The organism is Terrisporobacter vanillatitrophus, assembly GCF_051148895.1.
In the GTDB taxonomy this organism is placed as follows: Bacteria; Bacillota; Clostridia; order Peptostreptococcales; family Peptostreptococcaceae; genus Terrisporobacter; species Terrisporobacter vanillatitrophus.
This window is the reverse complement of sequence record NZ_CP154625.1, coordinates 2181021-2207140: the sequence shown is the minus strand read 5'-3', so window position 1 is coordinate 2207140 and position 26120 is coordinate 2181021. Positions and strand designations below refer to the sequence as shown.

25 protein-coding genes are annotated in these 26120 nt (G+C 29.0%); 19 read left to right on the top strand and 6 right to left on the bottom strand.

Annotated elements, in window-relative coordinates; translation table 11 throughout:
• The first annotated feature begins 30 nt into the window (after positions 1-30).
• From TVTCOM_RS11070 to TVTCOM_RS11045, 6 genes are all read left to right on the top strand, one after another.
• Positions 31-879, top strand: a complete 849-nt coding sequence (locus TVTCOM_RS11070; protein WP_434796336.1) for a polysaccharide deacetylase family protein — start codon at positions 31-33, stop codon at positions 877-879.
• 109 nt (positions 880-988) lie between these two features.
• Entirely contained in the window at positions 989-1306 is a 318-nt protein-coding gene (locus TVTCOM_RS11065) for a DUF1540 domain-containing protein (RefSeq protein ID WP_434796335.1), read from the top strand.
• A 677-nt stretch (positions 1307-1983) separates the two neighbouring features.
• Complete coding sequence (locus TVTCOM_RS11060; protein ID WP_434796334.1) at positions 1984-2697, top strand: hypothetical protein; 714 nt, start codon at positions 1984-1986, stop codon at positions 2695-2697.
• Positions 2698-2747: 50 nt separating this feature from the next.
• The gene (locus tag TVTCOM_RS11055) at positions 2748-3014 is read left to right on the top strand and encodes a metal-sensing transcriptional repressor (protein WP_434796333.1); all 267 of its coding nucleotides are present in this window, start codon (positions 2748-2750) and stop codon (positions 3012-3014) included.
• A 30-nt stretch (positions 3015-3044) separates the two neighbouring features.
• The gene (locus TVTCOM_RS11050) at positions 3045-5504 is read left to right on the top strand and encodes a heavy metal translocating P-type ATPase (protein WP_434796332.1); all 2460 of its coding nucleotides are present in this window, start codon (positions 3045-3047) and stop codon (positions 5502-5504) included.
• A gap of 102 nt (positions 5505-5606) precedes the next feature.
• A complete protein-coding gene (locus TVTCOM_RS11045) occupies positions 5607-5822 on the top strand; it encodes a heavy-metal-associated domain-containing protein (RefSeq protein WP_434796331.1) in 216 nt (71 codons plus the stop codon).
• Positions 5823-5954: 132 nt separating this feature from the next.
• Here the strand turns inward: TVTCOM_RS11045 and TVTCOM_RS11040 are convergent, their stop codons facing one another.
• Both TVTCOM_RS11040 and TVTCOM_RS11035 read right to left on the bottom strand, forming a co-directional pair.
• A complete protein-coding gene (locus TVTCOM_RS11040; RefSeq protein WP_434796330.1) occupies positions 5955-6605 on the bottom strand; it encodes a leucine-rich repeat protein in 651 nt (216 codons plus the stop codon).
• A gap of 21 nt (positions 6606-6626) precedes the next feature.
• Entirely contained in the window at positions 6627-7322 is a 696-nt protein-coding gene (locus tag TVTCOM_RS11035) for a J domain-containing protein (RefSeq protein WP_434796329.1), read from the bottom strand.
• Between the two features lie 122 nt (positions 7323-7444).
• On the opposite strand from TVTCOM_RS11035, the gene TVTCOM_RS11030 reads away from it, so the two are divergent.
• From TVTCOM_RS11030 to TVTCOM_RS11020, 3 genes are all read left to right on the top strand, one after another.
• Positions 7445-7969, top strand: a complete 525-nt coding sequence (locus TVTCOM_RS11030) for a nucleotide exchange factor GrpE (RefSeq protein WP_434796328.1) — start codon at positions 7445-7447, stop codon at positions 7967-7969.
• Between the two features lie 81 nt (positions 7970-8050).
• Complete coding sequence (locus TVTCOM_RS11025; protein WP_434796327.1) at positions 8051-9808, top strand: Hsp70 family protein; 1758 nt, start codon at positions 8051-8053, stop codon at positions 9806-9808.
• A gap of 192 nt (positions 9809-10000) precedes the next feature.
• Positions 10001-11176, top strand: coding sequence for a cation diffusion facilitator family transporter (locus TVTCOM_RS11020; protein ID WP_434796326.1), 1176 nt, complete (start codon positions 10001-10003; stop codon positions 11174-11176).
• A gap of 29 nt (positions 11177-11205) precedes the next feature.
• Here TVTCOM_RS11020 and TVTCOM_RS11015 read toward each other — a convergent pair whose 3' ends face one another.
• Positions 11206-13251 carry a S8 family serine peptidase gene (locus TVTCOM_RS11015; RefSeq protein ID WP_434796325.1) on the bottom strand — a complete coding sequence of 682 codons (2046 nt, stop codon included), beginning with the start codon at positions 13249-13251 and terminating at the stop codon, positions 11206-11208.
• A 272-nt stretch (positions 13252-13523) separates the two neighbouring features.
• On the opposite strand from TVTCOM_RS11015, the gene TVTCOM_RS11010 reads away from it, so the two are divergent.
• The 3 genes from TVTCOM_RS11010 (at position 13524) to TVTCOM_RS11000 (ending at position 17298) form a co-directional block, all read left to right on the top strand.
• Positions 13524-14234 (top strand): DUF5714 domain-containing protein, encoded by a 711-nt coding sequence (locus TVTCOM_RS11010; RefSeq protein ID WP_434796324.1) that lies wholly within the window; start codon positions 13524-13526, stop codon positions 14232-14234.
• 285 nt (positions 14235-14519) lie between these two features.
• The gene (locus TVTCOM_RS11005; protein WP_434796323.1) at positions 14520-15812 is read left to right on the top strand and encodes a dicarboxylate/amino acid:cation symporter; all 1293 of its coding nucleotides are present in this window, start codon (positions 14520-14522) and stop codon (positions 15810-15812) included.
• A gap of 92 nt (positions 15813-15904) precedes the next feature.
• Positions 15905-17298 (top strand): IS3 family transposase gene (locus tag TVTCOM_RS11000; RefSeq protein WP_434796322.1). Its coding sequence is split into 2 segments (ribosomal slippage): positions 15905-16364 and positions 16364-17298, totalling 1395 coding nucleotides; the frame shifts between segments, so codons are not numbered across the junction.
• Positions 17299-17571: 273 nt separating this feature from the next.
• Here the strand turns inward: TVTCOM_RS11000 and TVTCOM_RS10995 are convergent.
• Positions 17572-17817, bottom strand: coding sequence for a hypothetical protein (locus TVTCOM_RS10995; RefSeq protein WP_434796321.1), 246 nt, complete (start codon positions 17815-17817; stop codon positions 17572-17574).
• 239 nt (positions 17818-18056) lie between these two features.
• On the opposite strand from TVTCOM_RS10995, the gene TVTCOM_RS10990 reads away from it, so the two are divergent.
• Together TVTCOM_RS10990 and TVTCOM_RS10985 are read left to right on the top strand one after the other, a co-directional pair.
• Positions 18057-18872: a nitroreductase family protein gene (locus tag TVTCOM_RS10990; RefSeq protein ID WP_434796320.1), complete on the top strand. Its 816-nt coding sequence runs from the start codon at positions 18057-18059 to the stop codon at positions 18870-18872.
• A 107-nt stretch (positions 18873-18979) separates the two neighbouring features.
• Entirely contained in the window at positions 18980-19876 is an 897-nt protein-coding gene (locus TVTCOM_RS10985) for a hypothetical protein (RefSeq protein WP_434796319.1), read from the top strand.
• A 229-nt stretch (positions 19877-20105) separates the two neighbouring features.
• Here the strand turns inward: TVTCOM_RS10985 and TVTCOM_RS10980 are convergent, their stop codons facing one another.
• Positions 20106-20783: a manganese catalase family protein gene (locus tag TVTCOM_RS10980; RefSeq protein WP_434796318.1), complete on the bottom strand. Its 678-nt coding sequence runs from the start codon at positions 20781-20783 to the stop codon at positions 20106-20108.
• Positions 20784-20973: 190 nt separating this feature from the next.
• On the opposite strand from TVTCOM_RS10980, the gene TVTCOM_RS10975 reads away from it, so the two are divergent.
• Both TVTCOM_RS10975 and TVTCOM_RS10970 read left to right on the top strand, forming a co-directional pair.
• On the top strand, positions 20974-21429 hold the full coding sequence (locus TVTCOM_RS10975) for a MarR family winged helix-turn-helix transcriptional regulator (protein ID WP_434796317.1): 456 nt from the start codon (positions 20974-20976) through the stop codon (positions 21427-21429).
• Positions 21430-21444: 15 nt separating this feature from the next.
• Complete coding sequence (locus tag TVTCOM_RS10970) at positions 21445-21945, top strand: GNAT family N-acetyltransferase (protein WP_434796316.1); 501 nt, start codon at positions 21445-21447, stop codon at positions 21943-21945.
• Here the strand turns inward: TVTCOM_RS10970 and TVTCOM_RS10965 are convergent.
• The gene (locus TVTCOM_RS10965; protein WP_434796315.1) at positions 21921-22232 is read right to left on the bottom strand and encodes a leucine-rich repeat domain-containing protein; all 312 of its coding nucleotides are present in this window, start codon (positions 22230-22232) and stop codon (positions 21921-21923) included. The genes TVTCOM_RS10970 and TVTCOM_RS10965 overlap by 25 nt on opposite strands.
• 272 nt (positions 22233-22504) lie before the next feature.
• Here TVTCOM_RS10965 and hcp point away from each other — a divergent pair, with 272 nt between their 5' ends.
• The 3 genes from hcp (at position 22505) to TVTCOM_RS10950 (ending at position 26076) form a co-directional block, all read left to right on the top strand.
• Entirely contained in the window at positions 22505-24178 is a 1674-nt protein-coding gene (gene hcp, locus TVTCOM_RS10960) for a hydroxylamine reductase (protein ID WP_434796314.1), read from the top strand.
• 18 nt (positions 24179-24196) lie between these two features.
• Positions 24197-24388, top strand: a complete 192-nt coding sequence (locus tag TVTCOM_RS10955) for a ferredoxin (RefSeq protein ID WP_434796313.1) — start codon at positions 24197-24199, stop codon at positions 24386-24388.
• A 485-nt stretch (positions 24389-24873) separates the two neighbouring features.
• Positions 24874-26076 (top strand): MFS transporter, encoded by a 1203-nt coding sequence (locus TVTCOM_RS10950; protein WP_434796312.1) that lies wholly within the window; start codon positions 24874-24876, stop codon positions 26074-26076.
• The last annotated feature ends 44 nt before the right edge of the window (positions 26077-26120 follow it).

Genomic DNA, 26120 nt, shown 5'->3' with positions numbered 1-26120 from the left:
AATAAATGTTATATATTGGAGGAATAAAAAATGAAGAAAATTATATTTAGTATTTTATGTATGCTAATAATTACAACAGGTTGTAGTAAGAAGTCAGATATAAGGGAGGACAGTATACAAGAAAATAATATTAAAGCAGATACATCTCAAATTGAAAAAGATACAAAAGAGAAAAATGAAGAAGATAAGATAAAAGGTATTATTAAAGCTTATGAAAATGTTGAGCCAAAAGAATGGGGTGAACATTTAAAAGGAGTAGTAAGCCATATAGATGATAAAAATAAAGAAATAGCGCTAACTTTAGATGCATGTGGTGGAAAACAGGGAAGTAAATATGATAAGGAAATAATAAACTTTTTGGATAAAGAAAATATTCCTGCCACATTATTTATAAATTATAGATGGATAGAAGATAACAAAGATATTTTTATAAATTTATCTAAAAATAATAATTTTGAGATTGAAAATCATGGATATAGTCATAAGCCCTTATCAGTAAATAAAAAATCTATTTATAATATAGAAGGAACATCAAACGTGGAAGATGTTATAAAAGAAATAAAATTAAATGAAGATGAAATATATAAATTGACAGGTAAAAAGCCTAAATACTTTAGATCTGGTACGGCTTATTATGATGAAGTTTCCATAAAAATTGCAGAGAAACTGGGATATAAAATAGCTGGATTTAGTATAAATGGTGACGGTGGAGCAACATTTTCCAAGGAAGAAGTAATAAATGAAGTTAGTAAAAGTAAGGCTGGAGATATTATAATTTCTCATTTTAATCAACCAAATGGATATACATATGAAGGGCTAAAAGAAGCTCTTATAAAATTAAGAAAAGAAGGATATGAATTTGTAAAACTAGATGAATAAATACAAATATCAATCACCTATATTTTAATAATCTTAAAAGTTAAAAAATAAATAATTATTTACTTACATTTAGCACATAATAAGAATGAAAAAATGTAGGAGGTATCATATGAAAAGTACTAGCGTAACTTGTAAAGCTACTAATTGTGTTCATAATAAAAGCTGTGATTGCATGGCAGGGGTAATCAACGTAAAAGGTCTTACTGCCAAAACTGTTCAAGAAACAAATTGTAATACTTTTGTTGAAGAAGGTGGCCATGCTCACGATAATTTATCCAGTCTTCATGACAATAAAAAAACTGTGCCAGAAACAATTAGATGTAGTGCAAGTAACTGTGTATATAATGAGAATGGAAATTGCTATGCAGAAGATGTTCACATAGTGGCAGCAAATGCATCTTGTGGTACATTTGAATGTAGATCATAAAAATGTAAAAAAAGAACTCTTTAATAAAAATATTAAAATCGTGGGTTATTACCCACGATTTTTTTCTACAAATTAAAGTAAAATAAATCTATAAATTTATTATAGGTATTTAAAGTATGATTAAAAACAACAGTATATGATTTTAAGTCCATATATAAAAATTTATGATTTAATAGTTCCAAAATATAACCTACTCATATGTTAATGTAATATTTTATAGAGCGGAAATGAAGAAAGACATGATAAAGTACCATGAATCTGAACCGCCAATGAATACAGGATAATTAGTGTATTGGTGGGAAGCAATATTGTTATTAATGAATCAAGTAGATAATGTTAATTACTAGCTATAGATATGGTAGAAATAAATTTTAAAAAGAGGTTGACATACCTCAGCTTTTATATTAGTATTTGAATATACCCCCCTGTAGGGGAGGGGGGAGGGATGTTGAATAGCAAGATGCACAAATAAGATGAATAACTAGTTTATTATAATAAAAATAAATATAAGTTATATAAAAGTTTCAGATTAACATTTCTTAAAAAATGGTTGAAATATATTGGATTTATTATTTTTTAATCATGCCCCCCCCCACCTGCGTGAGGTAGATGAAAATAAGTGTAAGAAGAATTACTTAGTAATAAGTAATAATGATGAATAAAGGAGACGTATTAATATGAAAAAAAGTAAAAAAGTAATGGCTGTAGTTGTTCCTTCAATTCTAGTTTTATCTTTGGCAGGATGTGGTAGAACTGTGACAGGCAATAAGGAATCAGACAATGGACTTCAAGCCTTTAATGCAATTGTTAAGGCTTATCCTGAGAAAAAAGGGTACCATGAGGCGCTAAAGCACTGGGGCTTTGAGCTTCCAACAGGTGAGAAGTTTGAGTGGAGCAAAGATATGTCCGCAAATAAAGCAGACTTTGCTATGGTAATGCTGGCTGATCAACTGATTAAAGCGGGATTAGATGTTAATAAACTTGATTCAAATGAATGGTTATATGAACCAGCAGGTAAGGATGAGATGGGTAAAAATTTACCAAATCGCCTAATAAAGCCCTATGACGTAAGTGATAAAAAAGAAAAGTCTAGCGGTTCAGAAGATTCATTTAGAAGAATATTAAAGGCAAATACCAACTTAGTAAAGTATGATAAAGAGCAGCAACAATACAGATTATCCCTTGGAGATAGAAATGAAGTTCAATGGACAGAAGAATTAGGGGTAGATGATGCTGATATGGTATTTGTACTTAAGGCGGAACCCCTAGTAAAAGCAGGATTAGATGTAAACAAGCTAGATGGTACAGGTTGGATATTTAAACCAGCAGGAAAAGATAGTATGGGAGAAAACCCAGACCAAATAATTAAGGTGTTTGATATAAAGAAATAATACTTTTATAAATATAGCCCACCTCCTATGGTAGGTGAGGAGGTGTAATTGTGAACGAAGAACAGAAAAAAGCACTACAGTCATTAAAAACTTCAAAGGGGCAGATTGAAGGTGTTATAAAGATGATAGAAGAGGGAAGATACTGTGTAGATATTTCTAATCAAATTATTGCTGCCCAAGCTCTTCTTAAAAAGGCAAACTTATTAATCTTAAAGCAGCATATGCATCACTGTGTAAAAGATGCTTTTAAGAATGATACTGCAGATGAAAAAGTTGATGAAATTATTGAGATTTTATCAAAAATTACAGGTAAATAAAATTATACTAATGTAGAAGGAGGAAACTAAATGGAGACAAAATCGTTAAAAATAGAGGGAATGACCTGCGCATCCTGTGCAAAAGCTGTAGAAAGAGCTGCTAATAAGCTGGATGGTGTTATGGAAGCAAATGTAAACTTTGCTACTGAAAAACTTAATATAAGTTTTGATGAAACAAAAATGTCCATACCAGATATTCAGGCAGCAGTTGAAAAGGCAGGTTTCAAGGCTGTTAGTGATGGAATAATCAAAACTTTAAAAGTAGAAGGTATGACTTGCGCATCCTGTGCAAAGGCTGTAGAAAGAGCTACTAATAAGCTGGATGGTGTTATGGAAGCAAATGTAAACTTTGCAACAGAGAAGTTAAGTATAAGCTATGATCCATCAAAGATTAAAGTTTCAGACATAAAAAAGGCAATTGAAAAAGCTGGTTACAAAGCTGTAGAAGAAGAATCTACTGTAGATACAGATAAAGAACGAAAAGAAAAGGAAATTAAATTATTATGGAAGAAGTTTGTTATATCTGCAATCTTCGCAGTTCCACTACTTGTTATAACCATGGGACACATGTTTTTCGAGCCGGTAGGATTCAGATTACCAAATATTATTGATCCTATGATAAATCCTATAAACTTTGCTTTGATTCAAATAGCATTAGTATTACCAGTTATGGCTGCTGGCTACAAATTCTTTACAGTAGGGTTTAAAAGCTTATTTAAAGGGAGTCCCAATATGGATTCTTTAATAGCCATAGGAACTTCAGCGGCATTCTTATATGGAATTTTTGCTACAGTACAAATATATGGTGGAAATATAGATTATGCATATGATTTATACTTTGAAGCAGCGGCTGTAATTATTACGCTTATACTTTTAGGTAAGTATTTAGAGGCAGTTACTAAAGGAAAAACATCAGAAGCTATTAAAAAGCTTATGGGACTTGCACCTAAGACAGCTATGATTGTAAGAGATGGTAAGGAAATGGAAGTTCCTATAGAAGAAGTTGAAGTAGGAGATATTATCATAGTTAAACCAGGAGAGAAGATGCCTGTAGATGGTGAAGTGGTAGAGGGTATGACTTCTGTAGATGAATCCATGCTTACAGGAGAAAGTATACCAGTAGAAAAAACTATTGGTGATAAGATAATTGGTGCAAGCATAAACAAAAACGGAACAATAAAATATAAAGCTACCAGAGTTGGTAAAGATACTGCCTTAGCACAAATTATAAAATTAGTTGAAGATGCACAAGGTTCTAAAGCTCCAATTGCCAAAATGGCTGATATAATATCAGGTTACTTTGTTCCAATTGTTATAACAATTTCAATCCTTTCAGCAGCAGCTTGGTACTGGTTTGGCGGAGAAACAGGAGTGTTTGCTTTAACCATATTTATATCAGTTCTTGTTATTGCCTGCCCTTGTGCTTTAGGTCTTGCAACACCAACAGCAATTATGGTGGGTACAGGTAAAGGCGCTGAATATGGAGTGTTAATAAAGAGTGGTGTAGCCCTTGAAACTGCACATAAGATAAAAACAATAGTATTCGATAAAACAGGGACTATTACAGAAGGAAAGCCAAAGGTTACAGATATAATTGTGACTAACATTATAAATCAAGATAATTTACTTCAATTAGCAGCATCAGCAGAAAAAGGGTCAGAGCATCCACTTGGTGAAGCAATAGTAAAAGATGCGGAAGAAAAAGGATTAGAATTTAAGAAACTTGATTTCTTTAAGGCTATACCAGGACATGGAATCCAAGTTAAAATAGATGGCAAAACTATTTTACTTGGAAACAGAAAGCTTATGGTGGAAAGTAAAATTTCATTAGAAAGCTTAGAAGAAACTTCACATAAGTTAGCAGGTGAAGGGAAAACGCCAATGTATGTTTCAATAGATGGAAAAATGGCAGGTATAATTGCAGTAGCAGATACTGTTAAAGAAAATAGTAAAAAAGCAATAGAGCAACTTCATAAGATGGGCATAGAAGTAGCTATGATTACTGGTGATAATAAGAGAACTGCTGAAGCCATAGCTAAACAGGTTGGTATAGACAGAGTTCTAGCTGAAGTTCTTCCTCAAGATAAGGCAAATGAGGTTAAGAAGCTTCAGGCTGAAGGCAATAAGGTTGCAATGGTTGGTGATGGTATAAATGACGCTCCAGCTTTAGCACAAGCAGATATAGGGATAGCAATAGGTTCAGGTACAGACGTTGCAATGGAATCAGCTGACATTGTTCTTATGAGAAGTGATTTAATGGATGTATCGACTGCTATACAATTAAGTAAGAAGACAATTTTAAATATTAAGCAAAACTTATTCTGGGCCTTTGGTTACAACACTTTAGGAATACCGGTTGCTATGGGAATACTATATATATTTGGTGGACCACTTTTAAATCCAATAATAGCAGCTGCAGCTATGAGTTTTAGTTCAGTATCAGTGTTGCTAAATGCTTTAAGATTAAAAGGCTTTAAGCCAGCTAAGTAAATTTTAAAGTAAGTCAATTTATATAATCATACAACTAAGATGATTGCTGCTTATCCAGTTGATAATTATAAATTATATATAAATTTAAAGGAGGAAAATAAAATGACAAAGAAAATATTAATTGAAGGAATGAATTGTGGTAATTGCGTTAGACATGCTGAGGAAGCGCTAAATGAAATAAATGGAGTAAAATCAGTAAAGGTGGATCTTGCTGGAAAAAATGCTATAGTTGAGCTTACACATGATGTAGATGATGAAAAATTTAAAGCGGCTATAGATGAAGCTGGTTATGAAGTAGTTGGAGTAGAAACGTTATAATCTAAAAAATAATAAGTGTTAAAAAACTAGATACTAATATCCATAATTATATATAAAAAGATGCCTAGAAATTTCAATTATAAAATTTTTTAGGCATCTTTTTTAGATTTCACAGAAAAGTATTAAATTATACTAACTACTTAAATACTCACAAGGAATATAGTATTTTTTACAATAATCTTCTGCAATGGAATTTTTATAACAACGAATAGTAAGTCTAGGACAAAGATTAAAAGCTCTAGGATGAATATTAGTAACATTTTCTGGAATTACTATTTGATTTAAATATTTGCAATTAACAAAAGAGTTTTCGCCTATATATTCCAAGCTTGTGGGAATTATTACATATTTTATAAAATTATTATTGAAAAAGGCATGGGTGCTTATGCTTTGTACACCTTGAGGTATAAAATAAGTAGATGTTTGTTTTAAAGGAGGATAACATATGATAGTGTTCATATTACTTGAGAAAAGTATACCTAGCTTAGAACAGTAATTACTATTTCCTTCTTCTACTTTTATATTTGCTAAGTTGGTACAATTAACAAAACATTTGTCTTCAACTAAAATAATATCTTCATTTACTAAAAATTCTTTTATATTTTTATCTTCAATGGAGTCCTTGCTTAATATGGAAAAGCTATCTAATTCATCTCTATAATAAGAATCTGATGATTTTTTAGAAGTGGTTTTATTATGTTTTCCTTTATTATTATTATAAAAAATATAAGAAATAAAAATTATAAGTAGAATAGCTATTGTAACCCCAATTTTAAAGATCATATTTATAACCCCCTTAAAAATTTAAAAAATATCCCTCAGTCTATCATAAGCTAAATTTATTTTTTTATATGTATCTTCTAACTCTTTTCTAACTTCTGCTGGCATTTCTTCTCTGTTATATTTGTCTGGATGGTAACTTTTAGTCAGATATGCGTATTGTTTTTTCAAGTCTTCTTTTGTGCAGTTTTTGCTTAAACCAAGTATTTTATAACATTCATTCAAGTCATCTACACTTTCATTTTCTTTAATTTTCTTATTTTTTTCTTTTAATACTTTATCGTAAATTTTGTCACAAGAGTTAGCATCTAGGTTAAATACATTTATAAAATCACTTATTATTTCAGCTTGAGAGTCGTTTAATACTTCATTGTCTATTAAGCATAAAGTTATGAGATGAGAAAGAATTTTAAAATCAAGATTTTTCTTATCTAGAAGTTTACCGATGGATTTTTTAAGAGAGATAATTGTTTCTTTGGTATAGTCATGAAACCTTCCATAATCGTATTGTGCAAATAGCCAAGTGTCTTCGCTATTATTCATGTCAAAAGATTCGAAATAATCTATTATATAATCTCTTTCTTTAGATGAGATTTTTTCGTCTGCTTTGGCGCAGTAAATAAATAGCCTCATTAAATAATCAGCTGTGGCATTTTCCACATTTTCCTCTAGATTTTCATCTATATAACCTTTTAATAATAAATCTTCCATAAGAGTCATAATAAAACCTCCTTAAATTTTAATATTTCTTAATTAATTAGATTATATATAAAATAATTTTCATCATCAATCATATATATTAAATAAGTTGATAAGTATAAGGATTTTATAAGGAGGAGTAGATGTTGAGTGAGGGCTGTGAGGTAAAGAAAGAGTGTAATATGGAAGATTTGATTCAAGTTATTATGAATATGAAAAGTGATTTACGAATAATTAATAAAAATAGTAAAAAAAGCATAATGTCTATGGAGTCCTTAAAAGAAGATTTAAACAAAAATAATAAGGAAAATTTTAAACTAAAAAAGGAAATTGAAGAAAGAAAAAGTAACGAGATAAAAATTTACAGGAAAATAATTTTAATTTTAGACCAAATAGATAGTTTTTATAAGATTATAGCAGATTTAGATAATAAGGAGTTTTCATATAACTTGAGTATAATGAAAAAAATTATTAGTAAAGAAGTAAGTGAAATCAACTTAGTTGAAATCAAATCCATGGGAGAATTTTTTAATCCAGAATTACATAAATGTATTGCAGTGGAAGACGATATTTTAAAAGAAAGTAAGGAAATTATTGCTGTGATTGAAAAGGGATATATGCTTAGAGGCAAGGTTATAAGGCCTGCTTCAGTAATTATAGCAAGGTAGGCTCATGGCGCCAACGATATATCTTTGCTATGGCTGCAGATATATCCGTTGCTTAAAATGATATGATAAGGAGAAGATAAAATGGGAAAGATAATTGGAATTGACTTGGGGACAACTACTTCGGAGATAGCTTACATAGAAAATGATGAACCGAAAATTATTCCAGACTGTTTTGGAAATAGAATTGTTCCCTCAGTAGTTGGAAAGAAAGAAGATAATACTGTTATTGTGGGGCAGGTGGCTTATAATCAGTTGATACCATCCCCTGATAGAACAGTGGCAGAAGTAAAAAGACTTATGGGATCAGACACTAAAATTATTATGGGGGAAAAAGAATATATGCCCCATGAAATATCTAGCTTAATTTTAAAAGAGCTAAAAAAATATGCAGAAGATTATTTGGGAGAAGAAGTGGAGGAAGCTGTTATAACTGTACCAGCTAGTTTCAACAACTCTCAAAGAAAGGTAACAAAACTTGCAGGAGAAATGGCAGGCCTCAAAGTAGAGAGAATTATAAATGAACCTACAGCAGCAGCCATGGCTTATGGTATTAATAATTCAGACAAAGAAGAAAAAATCCTTGTTTATGATCTTGGTGGAGGTACTTTTGATGTATCCATTTTAGAAATGTTTGAAGGTATCTTAGATGTTAAATCAAGTAGAGGTAATGATAGACTTGGTGGAAAGGATTTTGATAGTAGAATTGAAAAATACATAGAAAAGGAATTTGAAAGAATTTATAATCAAAATTTATATAAAAATCTAGATGTTCAAAATAAGTTAAGCATAAAATTAAGAGTAAAAGAAGCGGCTATAAATGCAAAAAAAGAATTATCAAATCAACTATCAACAACTATAAATATACCTTTTATTACGGTTATTGATAATAAACCTGTATCTATAAGTATTGAGTTGAAAAGAGACAAATTCAATGAATTAACAAAAGATTTAGTTGAAAGAACTACACAAAAAATTGATGAAGCCTTAAAAGCTGCCAACTTAAAGGCAAAAGATATTGATACTGTACTTTTAGTTGGTGGATCTAGTAGAATACCTGCTGTAAAACAGTTGGTGGAAAGCAAGTTTAAGGGTAAAATTATATCAGGAATAAATCCAGATGAAGCTGTTGCCATGGGAGCTGCAATTCAAGCAGGTATAAAAAGTAATCAAATTACTAGTGAAGAAAATCTTATTATAACTGATAAATGTAGTTATAATCTAGGCACAAGTATAATAAAAATAGGGGATGGAAAAGTAATTAGTGGTGCCTTTGATTGTATAATTCCAATAGATAGTAGTATACCTTGTTGTAAAAAGAAAGTATATTACACTGCAGTAGATAATCAGGAAGAGGTAAGGGTAGAAGTTTATGAAGGAAATGAAGAGTTGGCAGAAGACAATACGAAGATAGGAGACTTTTTATTAAAAGGAGTACCAAAGGGTAGAGCAGGAGAAGAGAGTATAGAAGTCCAATTTGATTATGATTTAAATGGAATTCTAGAAGTGAAGGCTACTATAATGAGCACAGGTGGTTCAATTAATAAAATTATAGACAATTTCCAATTGATTAAGTTGCCACAAGATGCATTAGTAGACGAAAATTTGTATGAAAGATTTAAAGTAGATGAATGGTTAGATTATGATTTGGCATCAGGAGTTAAAAGCACTGTTGAGCTGGCAGAAAAGAAAATTAAAAGCTCTAAAATAAATAAAGATGATTTTAAATATAGAAAAATAGAAAAATTATTGAAAGAATTAAAACTTGCAGTAATTCACGACAATGAAGAATTGGTTGAAAAGTATGATGAAGAATTAACTGATATATTATTTGAAGAATAAAAATTAAGCAATTAAAATATAAGAGGCTATAGGTACATTTGTAAAAACAAATATGCCTATAGTCTTTTTATTTTAAATTTTTATATTAGAATGACATTATTTCTATTTTTTGACAAAAAACATTACCATATATTATTATAATATTAGCAGAATAATATAAATAAAAGAAGATTTGTTAAAAAGGAGAGAAAAATGATTTCAGAATACTTAACTAAAAAATTCATAATAAATCATGAAAATACTGAAGATGAAAAAACTAGAAATGCCTATGTATATATGGGTAGTATAGTAGGAATTATATGCAACTTAGTATTATCAATTGTTAAAATTACTGTAGGATTTATAAGTGGGAGTGTTTCTATTACAGCGGATGGTTTTAACAACTTATCAGATATGGCATCTTCTGTAATAACTATGATAGGCATTAAGTTGGCAAATAGACCAGCAGACAAAGAACATCCTTTTGGTCATGGAAGAATGGAATATCTATCAGCATTAGTAGTTGCATTTATGGTTATGCTTGTAGGTGTTCAATTTATAAAAACATCTGTAGATAGGATTATGAACCCTGTACCAATAACTTTTGAAATAATACCATTCATTTTATTACTTTTATCTTTAATAATAAAATTTTGGCTTAGTAGATTTAATAAATATGTGGGAGAAAAAATAAATTCATCTGCATTAAAAGCAGCTTCAGTAGATGCTCTTGGGGATGTATTTACTTCTAGTTGTGTATTAATTTCATTTTTAGCTGCAAAATTCACCACATTACCAATAGATGGTTATGTAGGTTTAGTTGTTTCAGTAGCCATATTATATGCTGGTTATTCTTTAGTTAAAGAGACAATAAGCCCACTTCTTGGAGAAGCGCCAGATGAAGAATTGGTAAAAGCAATTAAGCAAGGAGTTTTATCTTATGATAATATAATTGGTGTTCATGATTTAATAATTCATAATTATGGTGTGGGAAGATGTATGGCATCTATTCATGCAGAAATACCTTCAAATATTAATCTAATAACAATACATGAGATTATAGATAGCGCAGAAAGAGAAATTTCACAAAAACTAAATATATATTTAGTTATTCATATGGATCCAATGTGTATTCATGATGATAAAATAAATGCAGTTAAAGGAAAAGTTCAAAATATACTTTTAGAATTTGATGATGTAAAATCTATGCATGATTTTAGAATTACTGAAGGAGAAAATAAGATAAACCTTATATTTGATATTGAAGTGGATGCTCATAATATTAATACAAAGGATAAGGAAGAAGAACTTAAAAATCATTTAATTGAAGAAATTAAGAAAATGAATCCTTTGTATAATTGTGTAATAACTGTAGATAAATATTTTTAAAAAAATTACTGGGAGACCCCAGTAATTTTTTATTTGACTTTTATACTTTTGATTGTACTGTAATAGCTGTAATAATCTTTTTTATTGTCAGTTCTCACAGCCCTTACTTTGTAATAATATGTTCTTTCCTTAGTTACTTTTTTATCTGTATATATAGTTTTATTTCCTTTTGCATAACCTATATAGTGATATGTACCATTTTTAGAAGTTGATCTATATATTTTATATTTAGTTGCTTTGTTAACTTTTTTCCAAGAGAGATTAACATTTGATTTAGATGATTTTAGTGTAATATAAGGTTTAGATAATTTTGTTACAACTCTAGCTTTGGAGTAAGCACTATAATAATAATCATTGTTAACTTTCTTAATTACTCTGATTTTATAATTATAAATAGTACCTGAAGCTCTATTTTTGTCAGTAAAACGAACAGAATTAGATTTTGGATTTTCTTTTATTGTGGCGATTCTATCATATTTTTTTGATTTAAAATTATATCTATAAATTGCATAACCATAAGATTCTCTTACAGGCTTACAAGAAAGAGTTACCTGTGATGTGGTATAACTTTCTACATCAAAACTATTAACTGATTTAGGTATAATTTTAAATTTAACAGTGTGCTCACCATAATAATTTCCAAGACCTGTTATTTTAATAGAAGCTGTTCCTACAGACTTATTGTTACTATATTCTACTTTGTAATCTACACCTTTCACTAATTTAGTTTCTGATAAATATAAGTCTCCCAAATCAGGCTTTATATAGTTACCTGTATAAACTTGAGAAGAAATAGTTTTATACTTTAATTTATTATTTAAACTTATCTTTTGGTAAGTTAACGCTTTACTCATATTAGGAATTCCATATCCATAATATTTATCCCAACCTTTTTCACCGAAATCATCAGTACTTGAAATTATTAATGATTCAACTTCTGTAGGAGTCATATTTGGATTAGCTAGCTTTATTAGTGCAGCAATGGCAGAAATATGAGGAGCTGATAAAGAAGTACCGCTTTCTTTAGTATAACCACCTTTATAAGAACAAGTTAATATTTCATATCCTGGTGCAGCCACATCAACTGTGTTGCCATAGTTTGAAAAGTATGCTATTTCATTTGATTGAGTGGAAGCAGAAGTAACTATTACTGAATCCATATCTGCTGGGCATGAATAAGACACATTTTCACTATCGTTTCCAGCTGAAGTAACGACAACCACATTATTTTTAAGAGCATATTCTATGGCATCATGTAAAAAAGAATGATGAGCTCCACCAAAGCTTAAGTTTAATACATCAGCACCATTGTCTACGGCGTATATTATTCCTAGAGCTATATTGGATGTACTACCTTTACCGTCACTGCCAAAAGTTTTTACAGGCAAAATTTTAACATTTAAATTTGGTGTAGAATCTACAAGTACACCAGCCATGGCAGTGCCGTGGCCGTTTAGGTCGTTGGGAGTGTCATCATTGTCCAAATAATCCCAACCATTGTCTAAAATTCTATTATTAAGAAAAGGATGGTTTACAATTCCAGAGTCAACTACACCTACAGTGATTTCTTTTGACGTATTAGATAAAGAATTGGCATACTTATCTATTTGAAGGTGCTCAATACCCCAAGAATTAAATGAGATTTTTGATAAAGTATATTCATTAACCCTTTGTGTATTTTCGATTTCCAATTCTAGATCAGGTTCAACATATTTTACATTTATATTTGAATTAAGTTTTTCAAAAGCTTCTTTTGTTGATTTTTCGTTATCAAACTGTAAAAAATATAAATTGTCAGGGCCTGATATAATATCTTTTGCACCAAAGTTATCTAGATTTAAATTATAGATTTTTGATTTTACAATTAAACGCTTACTGGAATACTTTGAGTCTGAAGACGTCTTTTCTTGATTTTCTTCTATAAGATTTGATAATTCACTGGAAAGATCGCCGTAGTTATCTACTTTTTCCATTTGTGGTGAATCTGCATCTACTATAGTTGTTGCATTTCTCAGAAAAATAAAAGTAAAAGTAAGTATTGACAAAGTGATTGCTATTTTTCTTAACTTATTCATTTGCTCCCCCTAATTTTAAATATTTAAGTATATTATACAATAAAATATTTGGTAAATAATAGAATTTTGTCTAAAAAAAGAGTTTATTACACAATATTAACTATAGTAAACCTCTTTGGCTATTTATAAAGATAATTTAAAAGCTATCTTTTTATTTTGAACTAAAGCAAGGTTATTTTGACCTTTATAATTTCTACTGCTACAATTAAATTAATTATTACAAAAAATGTAATTTTATAAGTAATTATATATAAAGGAAGGATGATTATATTATGGAAGAAAGATTTCATAAATCTGGATGTTTGATTTGTGGAGAACCAATTATTATTCTTGAAAAAGAAGCCTCACATACCTGTTCAATTTGTAATAAAAATTTTATCTCATCAACTATTTGTAGTCAAGGTCATTATGTCTGCGATGATTGTCACACTAATACTAATGAATTTGTTGAATTATTACTGAACTCTAAAGAAACAAATCCAATGATACTGTTGTCTCAAATAGAAAATTTAAAATCTGTAAATATGCATGGACCAGAACATCATAGTATTGTCCCTTGTGTTTTATTGACTGCATATAAAAATAGTGGAGGTACTATTGATTTATGGTCAGCTATTGAAACCGCTTTAAAAAGAGGAAAACAAGCTCCTGGTGGTATTTGTGGTTTTTGGGGGACTTGTGGTGCAGCCGTTGGTGCAGGAATTTATGGTAGCATAGTTACTAATTCTTCGCCCCTTAACAGTATGTCTTGGAATAAGTCACAGAAACTAGTTTCAAGAACCATAAATAGAATAGCACAAGAAAATGCAGTTAGGTGCTGTAAAAGAACTTCTCGTCATGCGATTCTAGAAGCAATTGAATGGACTAAAGAATATATGGGGATAGAACTTGAGAGAAGTGATTTATTATGCACCTTATCTCACTACAATAAAGAGTGCCTTCATGAAAATTGTCCATTTTATAATAAGAATTTTCCGAAGTGAAAATTTGAAAGTAAAAAGCAGAGATGTGAAATCTCTGTTTTTTATTGCTCATAATAAAAAACTGAATATTCTGAATATAGATATTCATATTTACAATATTTCATTTTCTGTTATAATTACATTAATAAAGAACTCGGACACACATGAAATGCCGAGAATAACATCATAATAAAAGAGAAATGAATGAAAAATGTCATAATGAATGAATACGGTTTATTTAAACTTGCAATTGATTAAATGATAAATATTATGACTATTAAAATTCTAATAAAAATGGAGGCAGAGATGGAGAATACAAAGAAAAAATTCAACTTAACAACGAAAATTTTTATATCATTAATATTAGGTGCAATATTTGGTATAATTCTACATTATTTTGTACCGGCTAGTACTTTTAGAGATAAGATCTTAATAGATGGAGTATTTTATATAATAGGAAACGGATTCTTAAGATTAATGCAAATGCTTGTTGTTCCTTTAGTATTTTGTTCTTTAGTATGTGGAGCATCAGCTATTGGGGATACAAAAACTCTAGGAAAAGTAGGAATTAAAACTATAGGATTTTATTTAATAACTACTGCTCTTGCTATAACAGTTGCTTTATCTGTGGGGAAGGTGGTTAATCCAGGAATAGGTCTTGATATATCGGCTATAGAACAAGCGGAAACTACTATAGCAGAAACTACTGGTCTTGCTGATACTTTATTAAATATAATACCTAAAAACCCTTTACAAGGCTTAGCAGAAGGAAATATGCTTCAAATAATTTTATTTGCCATATTAGTTGGTATAATACTTGCAAAATTAGGTAAAAAAGTAGATGTGGTATCTAAATTTTTTGCACAATTTAACGATGTAATGATGGAAATGACAATGATAGTTATGAAGGTTGCTCCAATAGGTGTTTTTTGCTTAATATCTAAAACATTTGCAAACATAGGATTCGATGCTTTTGTGCCAATGTTAAAATATATGTTTAGCGTGTTCTTTGCACTTGGTTTACAATGTTTTGTTGTTTACATGTTATTATTTAAAGGATTTACAGGGTTAAATCCAGTTAAATTTATAAAGAAATTTGCACCAGTTATGGGATTTGCATTTTCTACAGCAACGTCAAATGCTACAATACCAATGTCAATTGATACTTTAGAGAAAAAGGTTGGAATAAATAAGAAAATATCTTCATTTACTATACCACTAGGAGCTACTGTAAATATGGATGGTACAGCAATAATGCAAGGTGTAGCAGTTATATTCGTTGCTCAGGCATTCCATGTGAATTTAACATTTGTTGATTATTTAACTGTTATTGCAACAGCTACATTGGCATCAATAGGTACAGCAGGAGTTCCAGGTGTTGGTTTAATAACTCTTTCTATGGTGTTTAACTCTGTAGGACTTCCAGTGGAAGGTATAGCATTAATTATGGGTATAGATAGAATACTTGATATGACTAGAACTGCTGTAAATATAACAGGAGATGCTGTTTGTACTGCTATAGTTGCTCATCAAAATGGAGATTTAGATAAAGAAGTATTTGAAAGTTATGAAGAAGAAGAGCAAGTGGCACTTGCTTAGATATAAAATAAAATTCTAAAACAGAAGGGTGTATCAATTTTGTACTGCGCCCCAATTGTTGGACCAAGATTCTAACGATTGGGGTGTTTTTTATGGTTAAATATAATTACGACTTTAAATTAAAAGTTGTAACAGCATATTTAAATGGAGAAGGTGGGTATAAATCAATAGCAAGGCAATATGGAATTCCAAACATTTCACAAATTCAAAGATGGGTGAGTGTATATAAGTCTCTTGGTAAAGATGCATTAAAAACAAAGAAAAAGCAGACTTCTTATCCTGTACAACTTAAACTTGATGTTGTAAACTATATGATTATAACTAAGTATAGTGCACAAGAAGTCGCTAACCATTTCGGAATTAATAATAGTACACTTGTATCAGCATGGATGCAGAAATTTTCAAATGGTGGTGTTGACGAATTGTCTAAAAGGAAAGGAATGCCACCTATGAATAAAAATAAAAAAGAAGAAAAACTAACAAGAGAACAAGAATTAGAACGTGAAAATGAATTACTAAAAGCGGAGCTTGCTTTTCTAAAAAAGCTGCGTGCTTCAGGGATGAATATTCCAGAAAGGTTAAAAACAAATACGAAGCAAAAATAATCTATGATCTTCGTAAAGAATTTAAATTATCTATTATCCTTGAAGCTACGAAGTTTCCTAAATCAACATATATGTATTGGCAAAAAAGATTTGAAGATGAAAATCCAGATGAAGAACTTGAAGGAAAAATCAAAAAAATCTTCAAAGATAATGACAAGAATTATGGCTATCGCCGAATTACATCTACATTAAAAAATTCTGGTATTGTTATTAATCAAAAGAAAGTTAGGAGACTTATGAAAAAACTGGAGCTTAAGTGTATATCATTTTCTCATAAATCACGTAAGTATAATTCATATAAAGGTACAATTGGAAAAGTAGCTAAAAATAGAATTAATAGAAGATTTAATACATCAATTCCACATCAAAAGATAACAACTGATACAACGGAATTTAAAATATATGAAACTAATAAAAACGGTAGATTAACTATAAAAAAAGCATATTTAGATCCATTTTTAGACATGTTTAATGGTGAAATTTTATCATATAGTTTATCAGAAAGGCCAGATTTCAAGTCTGTAAATTATGCTTTGGATGAAGCTATTATTATTACAAGTGACTGTCCTTATCGAAGAACTTTTCATTCAGATCAAGGATGGATATATCAAATGAAGCAGTATACAAATATACTTAAAGATAATAAAATATTTCAAAGTATGTCTCGAAAAGGAACATGCCTTGATAATTCTCCCATGGAAAATTTCTTTGGCATAATTAAACAAGAAATGTATTATGGAAAAATCTATAGAAGTTTTGAAGAGTTAGAAATAGCAATAAAAAAATATATTAACTATTATAATAATGAAAGAATTAAGGAAAAATTAAACTGGAATAGTCCAGTAAATTATAGAATGAAATATGAATTAAAAGCTGCATAAAATAAAAATACTGGAATGAAACATCACTCCAGTATAAAGTCCAACTTTTGGGTCTCAGTACATTTTGATACACCCTTTATATATGAAACTACAATTTATTTATTTAGAAAGTAGCCCTAAACAAAATGAGTTCTTGACTCTCACTACCCTAAGGCCTATTGATAGTATCTATGGTTGGATTTTATATTCAATAAATATCCACCGTTGATAAATAAATTGTAGCTTATTAAATATTATGTAACTTTATTATTTTATATACTCCAAATAAAAAATTTACTTATTCTTAATTTTTTGGTCAATAAGAAAATATATAATCATTGCTGGAAAAACAATAAATGATATGTATTTGCTAGGGATTATATTAAGTAATAGCAACAACCCAAGGGTTACAATAAAAATACCGCTTCCTATATCTACAAATAAATTTATTTTTTCAGTTTTTCCTTTATAGTATTCTACTGCTGTAAAAATAATAATTATTATTCCTAAAACTATGGATATCATACCGGGTGATTTCATAAATATTACACTCCTCCATTTTTATTAAAATTCTTTTAATTTCATTATTCCCTATTGTTGAAACTTTTCTTACAAATTATTAACAATTATGAGATATAAAAAATTATACTACATTTATTTATTATAGAAGTGTTAAATTTGATTAGCATGATAGAATTCTTATTTTTTCTTTGTGTTATAATTAGAATAAGTTATATTGAAGTATGGGGAATATATGAAGAAGAGGAGAGAAAATTAATATGAATAATACTTTTAACAAATCAATTACAGAAATAATAAAATATAGACATTCAGTAAGAACTTACAAAAATGTTGAATTATCAAAGGATATTATAGAGAAAATAGAATCTTACTTAAAAGAGATTAATAATAGTGAAGGAATATTTGGTGGAAAAATAAGAGTTAATTTAATTGAAAAAAATGACGATGATAAAGAGACGAAATTAGGAACATATGGAGTTATAAAAGGAGCTACTTATTATTTAACAGCAGCTTATGATAAAAGTGAAATGGGACTTTATGATTTAGGATACTTATTTGAAAAAGTAGTATTATACTGTACTTCACTAAGTTTAGGAACTGTATGGTTAGGTGGAACTTTTAATAAAGGGAAATTTGCAAAAACCATAGATTTAAAGAATAATGAAGTTTTGCCAATAGTATCTCCAGTAGGTATTGAAGCTGAAAAGAAATCCTTTATTGCTAAAGTATTTGGCGGTAATACAAACAAAAGAAAAGAATTTAATGACATATTTTTTAAGGATAATTTTAATACACCGCTGATTTATGAAGAGGCAGGGGAGTTTGGGGAAGTTTTGGAGAATGTGAGATTAGGTCCATCTGCTGTGAATAAACAGCCTTGGAGGATAGTAAAAGAAAATAGTAATTTTCATATATACAATGAAGGTAAAATAGAAATGAGTCAAATTGATATGGGTATTGCTTTATGTCATTTTCACTTAACTGCTAAAGAAAAAGGGCTTAAAGGTGAGTTTAAATTGCTTAATGAGAAAGAAAGGGATAAATTTAAATACTTAATATCTTGGATAGGATAAATGTATTAAAAATTAAAAAATTTGTTTAAATAAATTCTTAATCATGTTAGGGGGAGGAAATAATAAGAAATAAAAGAAAAAGTCCTATTGAAATCTATATAAAACAAATGAAGAATTATAAATGGGAGCTAAAGAGTGAAGATAGTGAAAACTTAATGTTTGAAAAAGAAAAATCAAAAGGAAAGTATTTTAAAACTTTTATGAAAAATGGATTATCTATTAACTTTATATATTTTGTAATGTATCCAATTTTTATTATGAACATTCATGAAGATTACAAAGTAAACTTTTACTATACAGTAACAAGTTACTGGAGAATTTTTATGTTATTTTTTTCTGTCTTATTTATTATAACATTTTTAATAGTATGTATTGGACAAATATATTATTTATTTAAATATAGAGTTAATATACATGATGATAAGAATGAGTACATAATACCAATAAAGTTAGTAAAAAGAAAAATGAAGTGTGAAAGAGTAGGATCAATTACTTTATTATTTTTATTACTTATAGGATTAATTACAACAATTGGTGCAAATGTTTTATTGAAAGAGGATGCGCCAAATGTTAACTTAAATTTAACAGAGTTAAATGATAAAATTGCAGGTGAAATAGATAACTCATTAGATAGAAGAAAAACAATATTTGCAGAGGATATTTATTTTAAGCAGACTATTTACCATACTATTGACAAAAAGTATTATACTGATCGAATAGAGAAAGGCTATTTGGATATAGAGTATTTTTCAAGTGATTATAAATGGATTTTAGACAAAGGCTTTGATAGTCTTTATAATGAACTAAGGGACTATAGTTTATTTAAAGAAGACAGTAATTCAGCAGAGTTTAAAAATTGGGGTGCAAAGAAATTATTTGTAGGTGAAAATAAGGAACGTATTATTTTGTATGAAGATAGTGTATTAACTATAGATGGAGAGTTTGATTATACAAAGGAAAATATAGATAAAATATTAAAAGCCTTTAGTGAGTTGAAAAAATAAAATTTGATAATTGTTCTTTAATGTTTGGTATTTACATCCTTAAAGAAGTTAACTAAAACTTACAAGTAGCAACTATTTGGGAATAGACCAAAATAGTTGTTACTATTAATTTGAGGATAAATTTTAATTCTAAAAGTTAATCTGTCGTTAATTTATGACATATTATTTTTCATATTTAATATGTAGAAGTTCTACGCAATTATAGAAAATATATGCTTCTACTTAATTTCTATTTTTTTATTGGTTCTTCAAATGATGGTGGGGTAATATTAACTTTACTATCATGGTTAGGTCCTGGTGTAGATAAATCGAAGTATATTTTTGAATCTTCAGTTACACCAAAACTCTTATTTGAACCTGTATCTTTAACTTTGTTAAGAGCATCTCTAAATAATGCATTGTGAGCTTCTTCTCTATTAAGTAAGAAATCTATGGTTTCTTTTACATATTTATCTTCTATTTGTCTGTAAAGATATTCATATACAACTTTAGCTCTTTGTTCTGACGCTATATTAGATAGTAAATCAGCAACTAAGTCGCCAGTTACAGTTACGTAATCTGCTGTCCATGGTGCTCCTGATGAATTTATTAATACAGGAGATAATCCTGTTAACACATGAGTTTCTACTTCTCCTGTTTCAACTGCTTTATAGTCAACATCATGACCGTTTAGTAAATTTATAGTTTGTGCCACCATTTCCATATGACTAAGTTCTTCTGATGCAATATCTAAAAATAAATCTTTGATTTCTGGATCCTTGATTCGAAAGCTTTGAGCCATATACTGCATTGCAGCTTTTAATTCTCCATTACCTCCACCTAATTGTTCTTGCATTAGAACTGCGTATTGAGGGTTAGGCTTTTCTACCTTTACTTCATGTAATAGTGCTTTATCATGTTTAAACAAAATAATTTACCTCCTTATTTTATATTTAGTATTATATTTACCTCTACGTTATTTTGTATTCTTTTAATTATGGAAAATATTAAATTTGTATTAAAGATATATGTTAATAAATTTACGAAAGATATAGTTGAAAGTTCAACTATATCTTTGTATAATGTAATTAATTGAACTTTCAACTAACTTAAGGAGGGTGAACAAAATAGAAAAATTAACTAATGACATACTAAGAGAAATTGGTAGTTTATCTAGGGCAATACATTCTATAAGTGATATAAAATACAAAGAGCTAAAATTACAAAAAGGTCAATTTACTTTTCTGACTAGGATATGTGAGAATCCTGGAATTAACTTTGTAGATTTATCAAACATGCTAAAAGTAGATAAAACTACTACAACAAAAGCTGTTCAAAAATTAATTGAAGCAGGATATGTAGATAAAAGACAAGACGAAACAGATAAAAGAGGATATAAGCTATTTCCTACAGAAAAATCACTTGAAGTATACAATCTGATAATTAAAGAAGAAAACAAGAATATAGAAGTTTGCCTAGATGGATTTACAAAAGAAGAAAAAATAGTAATTAATAAATTAATAAAAAGAATGAGCAAAAATATAGAAGAAGATTGGAAAAATAAAAAAAGATAAGAAGGAGAATTTAAAATGATAAGAAAAGCTAGTTTAAATGATGTAAATAATATAATGGATATAATAAAATTAACTGTAGAAGAAATGAAAACTTACAATAATACTCAATGGGATGAAAACTATCCTAAAGCTAAAGATTTTACAAAAGATGTAGAAAGTGGAGATTTATATGTGCAAGATGAAGATGGAGAAATAAAAGGGTTCATCTGTGTTAATTATATTGAACCAATAGAATATGAGGGCTTAGGCTGGGGATCAAACGATAAAGCTATGGTAATACACAGAATGGCAGTTAATCCTAATCATAGACATCAGGGAGTAGGAACTAAGTTAATGAATTTTGCAGAACAATTAGCATTAGAAAATAATGTGGTATATCTAAAAACAGATACTTATTCAATAAATACAAAAATGAATTCTCTATTTAAAAAATGTGGTTATAATTTTGTTGGAGAAATGAGCTTTCTAGGAAAAGAAAAACCATTTTATTGTTACGATAAGTTATTAAAAAAGTAATTGTAATTTGTATAATTTGTATGTTTGCAATAAATATGTTTTGCTAGAATTGTCATATCTGTAAATTGCATATCAACTGTTTTTGGTAGATAAACGTTTTTCAAGAATGATGAACATCTACCAAAAGAGGAATCTCCTATGTAATTTAATCCTTCTGGAAGAATGATACTTATTAGACTAGTACAATATTCAAATGCATTTTCTTCTATGTAAGTTAAATTCTTTGGAAAATTAATACTTTTTAGATTTGAACATCCTTTAAAGGCAGTATCATCAATTATTAGCAAGTGTGAAAAAGCAAAGATAAAAGCTGTGGAAGGTACAGGAAATCACACTAGGCTGACAAAAACTATAAAAGCCATGTATATTTCGAAATTTTTAATTACAAATGAAATAAGCAAAAAATTTTATTAATTTATAATAAAGTGGGAACTATATTAAAGTAAATTTAAAACAGTTCCTATTTTTATAATATTAACTACATTTAGTTATTTATATAACTATATTTTTGACAGAATAGGTAAATACTATAATGAATAAAATTTAGGAGGTAATTAATATGGGAAACAATATGTCTATGGAATATCCAATGTTTTGTTATCAATGTGAGCAGACAGTAGGAGGAAAGGGATGTACTAAGATGGGTGTATGTGGTAAGACACCCGAAATAGCTAACCTTCAAGATTTACTTATTTATCAAATCAAGGGAATTAGCTGTTACGCAAAAGAAATCATTGAAAAAGGTGAGAATTTAGATAAAGACATAGTTAGTTTTATTGAAAATTCTTTATTTACAACTTTAACAAATGTAAACTTTGACGCTGAAGTTCATGTGAAAATGTTGAAAGAATCACAAAAAATAAAAGAAAGTCTAAGAAAAAAAGTAGGAAAAATCAGCAATGATACTGATCATGCTACATATAACCTAAGTGAAACTAAAGCAGAAATGCTTCAAGATGCAAAAAAAGCAGGAATTATGTATGATGGAGAACTTGATCCAGATATACGTTCTCTAAGACAAACTATAATCTATGGTTTAAAAGGAATATCAGCTTATGGACATCAAGCAAGGGAGCTTGGATATTTTGATGATGAAGTGGACAACTTCTATGCAAGAGCATTAGAAGCAACTACTGATGATAATTTAAGTGTTGAAGATTTAATAAGATGGACTATGAGAACTGGAGAAATGAGTGTAGCAGTTATGAAGAAACTCGATGAAGCCAACACTACAGTTTATAAAAATCCTTCACCACAAAAAGTAAATGTAAAAATGAAGAAAGGCCCATTCATAGTTGTTTCGGGTCATGATTTATGGGATTTACAAATGCTACTAGAGCAAACAGAAAACAAAGGAATTAATATATATACTCATGGTGAAATGATTCCATGCCATGGTTACCCAGAACTTAAAAAATATTCTCATCTAGCAGGAAATTTTGGTGGAGCTTGGCAAGACCAACAAAAAGAATTTGATAATATCCCAGGTTGTATACTTATGACTACAAACTGTTTAATGAAACCAAGAGAAACGTATAAAGACAGGATATTCACTACAAGTGTAGTTGGATGGGATGGAGTTCAATATATTGGTGTAGGTGAAGATGGTAAAAAAGACTTTACTCCAATTATAGAAAAAGCTTTAGAATTGGGAGGATATGATCAAGATCAGGAGCCACATGAAATTTTAGTAGGATTTGGTCATCATGCCACACTTTCTCATGCAGACACTATAGTTAATGCAGTAAAAGAAGGAAAAATAAGACATTTCTTTTTAATAGGAGGATGTGACGGAGCAAGACCAGGTAGAAATTATTATACTGAATTTGCTGAAAAAGTACCAAAAGACTGTGTAATATTAACTTTAGCTTGCGGTAAATATAGATTTAATAAATTAGATTTTGGTGAAGTAGCGGGCCTACCAAGATTACTAGATGTTGGTCAATGTAATGATGCATATTCAGCAGTAAGAATAGCAGTAGCTTTAGCAGATGCTTTTGAAACTGATGTAAACGGATTACCACTATCACTAATTATATCTTGGTATGAACAAAAAGCCGTAGCAGACTTACTTGCTTTATTATCTCTAGGAATAAAAGGAATATACTTAGGACCAACACTTCCTGCATTTTTAAGTCCAAATGTACTTCAATACTTAGTAGATACTTTTGATTTAAAACCAATAAGCACACCAGATGATGATTTGAAATCTTGCTTAAACCAAGCAGTATAAAATAAAGGAGGGTAAATTATGAAAGCATATGTTGATAAAGATACTTGTATAGGATGTGAAGCTTGCGTAGGTATTTGTCCAGAAGTATTTAGCATGGACGATGATGGAAAATCAGTAGCTATTAAAGATGATATATCAGAAAGTATAGAAAATAGTGCAGTAGAGGCTAGAGATAGTTGTCCAGTATCTGCAATTGATATAAAAGAATAATCTAAAATAGAGAGTTTAATATGAAGTTTGCAAATGAAGAAGTTTTTTAATTAAAAGAGAGGGTATTTAATTATTAGAAATATAAAATAAGTAGTGTTTCAATAATAATTTTTAATTGAGACACTACTTATTGTTAAATAATTTAATGTACTTACATTATTTATTTTATAAAAGTCAGTTTACGAATCTTTACTTATAACATATCATATGAGTAGAAGTTAATTATGATTATGAAATAGCAGCAAAAGAGATACTACCAAGTTTCCATACCTGTAGCAATATTAATTTAGTTACTAATAAAAAAATGTAAAGAATTGTTTTATTCTGATTCGACAAATTAGAGATTTAATTTTAAATAAGAATAAGTATTTTGAAGAGATCCTTGTTATAGGATCTTTTTTTACCTTATGATATAAAAATAATTGTATTGCAGCTAGATGTAAACTAAAATTAATAGTAAGATTACAAATTAAGCGGGTGGTAAAATGAAAAAACTATTGAGTACCTACAGAGGTCTTCCTAGAGAAATATACATATTATTTTTAGGCAAAATAGTTAATTCACTAGGTGCATTTGTTCAACCTTTAATTTCTTTAATACTTACACAGAAACTGGGAATGAGCGCAGGAGAAGCAGGTGAATTTGTTACTTTCATGGCTGTATGTCAAGTGCCATGTATAATTATAGGTGGCAAACTAACAGATACCATAGGCAGGAAAAATGTAATAGCGATATTTCAGATACTGGGCATCTTAATGTTAATAATTTGTGGAATAATTCCACTATCAATCACAACAGCTAAATTTATGATACTGTCTTCATGTTTTTATTCCATGTCAATGCCTGCTTACGATGCTTTAAATGCAGATTTAACAGATGAAAGTAATAGAAAAAATTCTTATTCATTATTATATATGGGAGTTAACATAGGATTTTCCATAGGACCTATAATTGGAGGATTTTTATACAAAGATTATTTGTTTTTAATTTTCATAGGTGATGCTGCCACAACTATAGTTGCACTTTTATTAATTATACTATATATAAAAGAACCAAATAAAGAAAAGGAAGTTGTTTTAGATTGTGAAGAAGATTCACACAGGTCAATATTAAGTGTTATTGCAAAAAGACCAATACTTTTTTTATTTCCTCTAATAATGTTATTATTTCAATTTGCATATAGTCAATGGGTATTCACACTACCTATTCAATTAGGTGAATTGTTTAATGAAAATGGAGCTAGACTTTATGGTTTTTTAGGTGGATTTAATGGTCTTATAGTAATAATTTTTACACCTATATTAACTTATTTAACTAAAAAATATAGGACTTTAAATATTATGAGCATTGGTGGAATGTTATATGGACTGAGTTTTATCATCTGTGCTTTTGCAGATCATAAAGCATTGTTTTTTGCTGCAACATTAGCTTTAACTATGGGTGAAGTTCTTATAGCAATAAATGCTCAGGCTTTTATTGCAAATAATACACCTTCATCTCATAGAGGAAGGATAAGTTCAATCTTTCCCATGATATCAGGTGCAGGTTATGCTATAGGTCCTATGATAATGGGGGATGTAATAGATGCTTGTGGTATATTTGTGGCTTGGATAATAATTACGGCTATTTGTGCCATAGGTGCCGTTGGAATGCTTTTGATTAAGAATGTAAAAAACGTGATTGATTAATTATAAAAAGTATAGATGAAGATAAAATTATAACTATAAAAAGG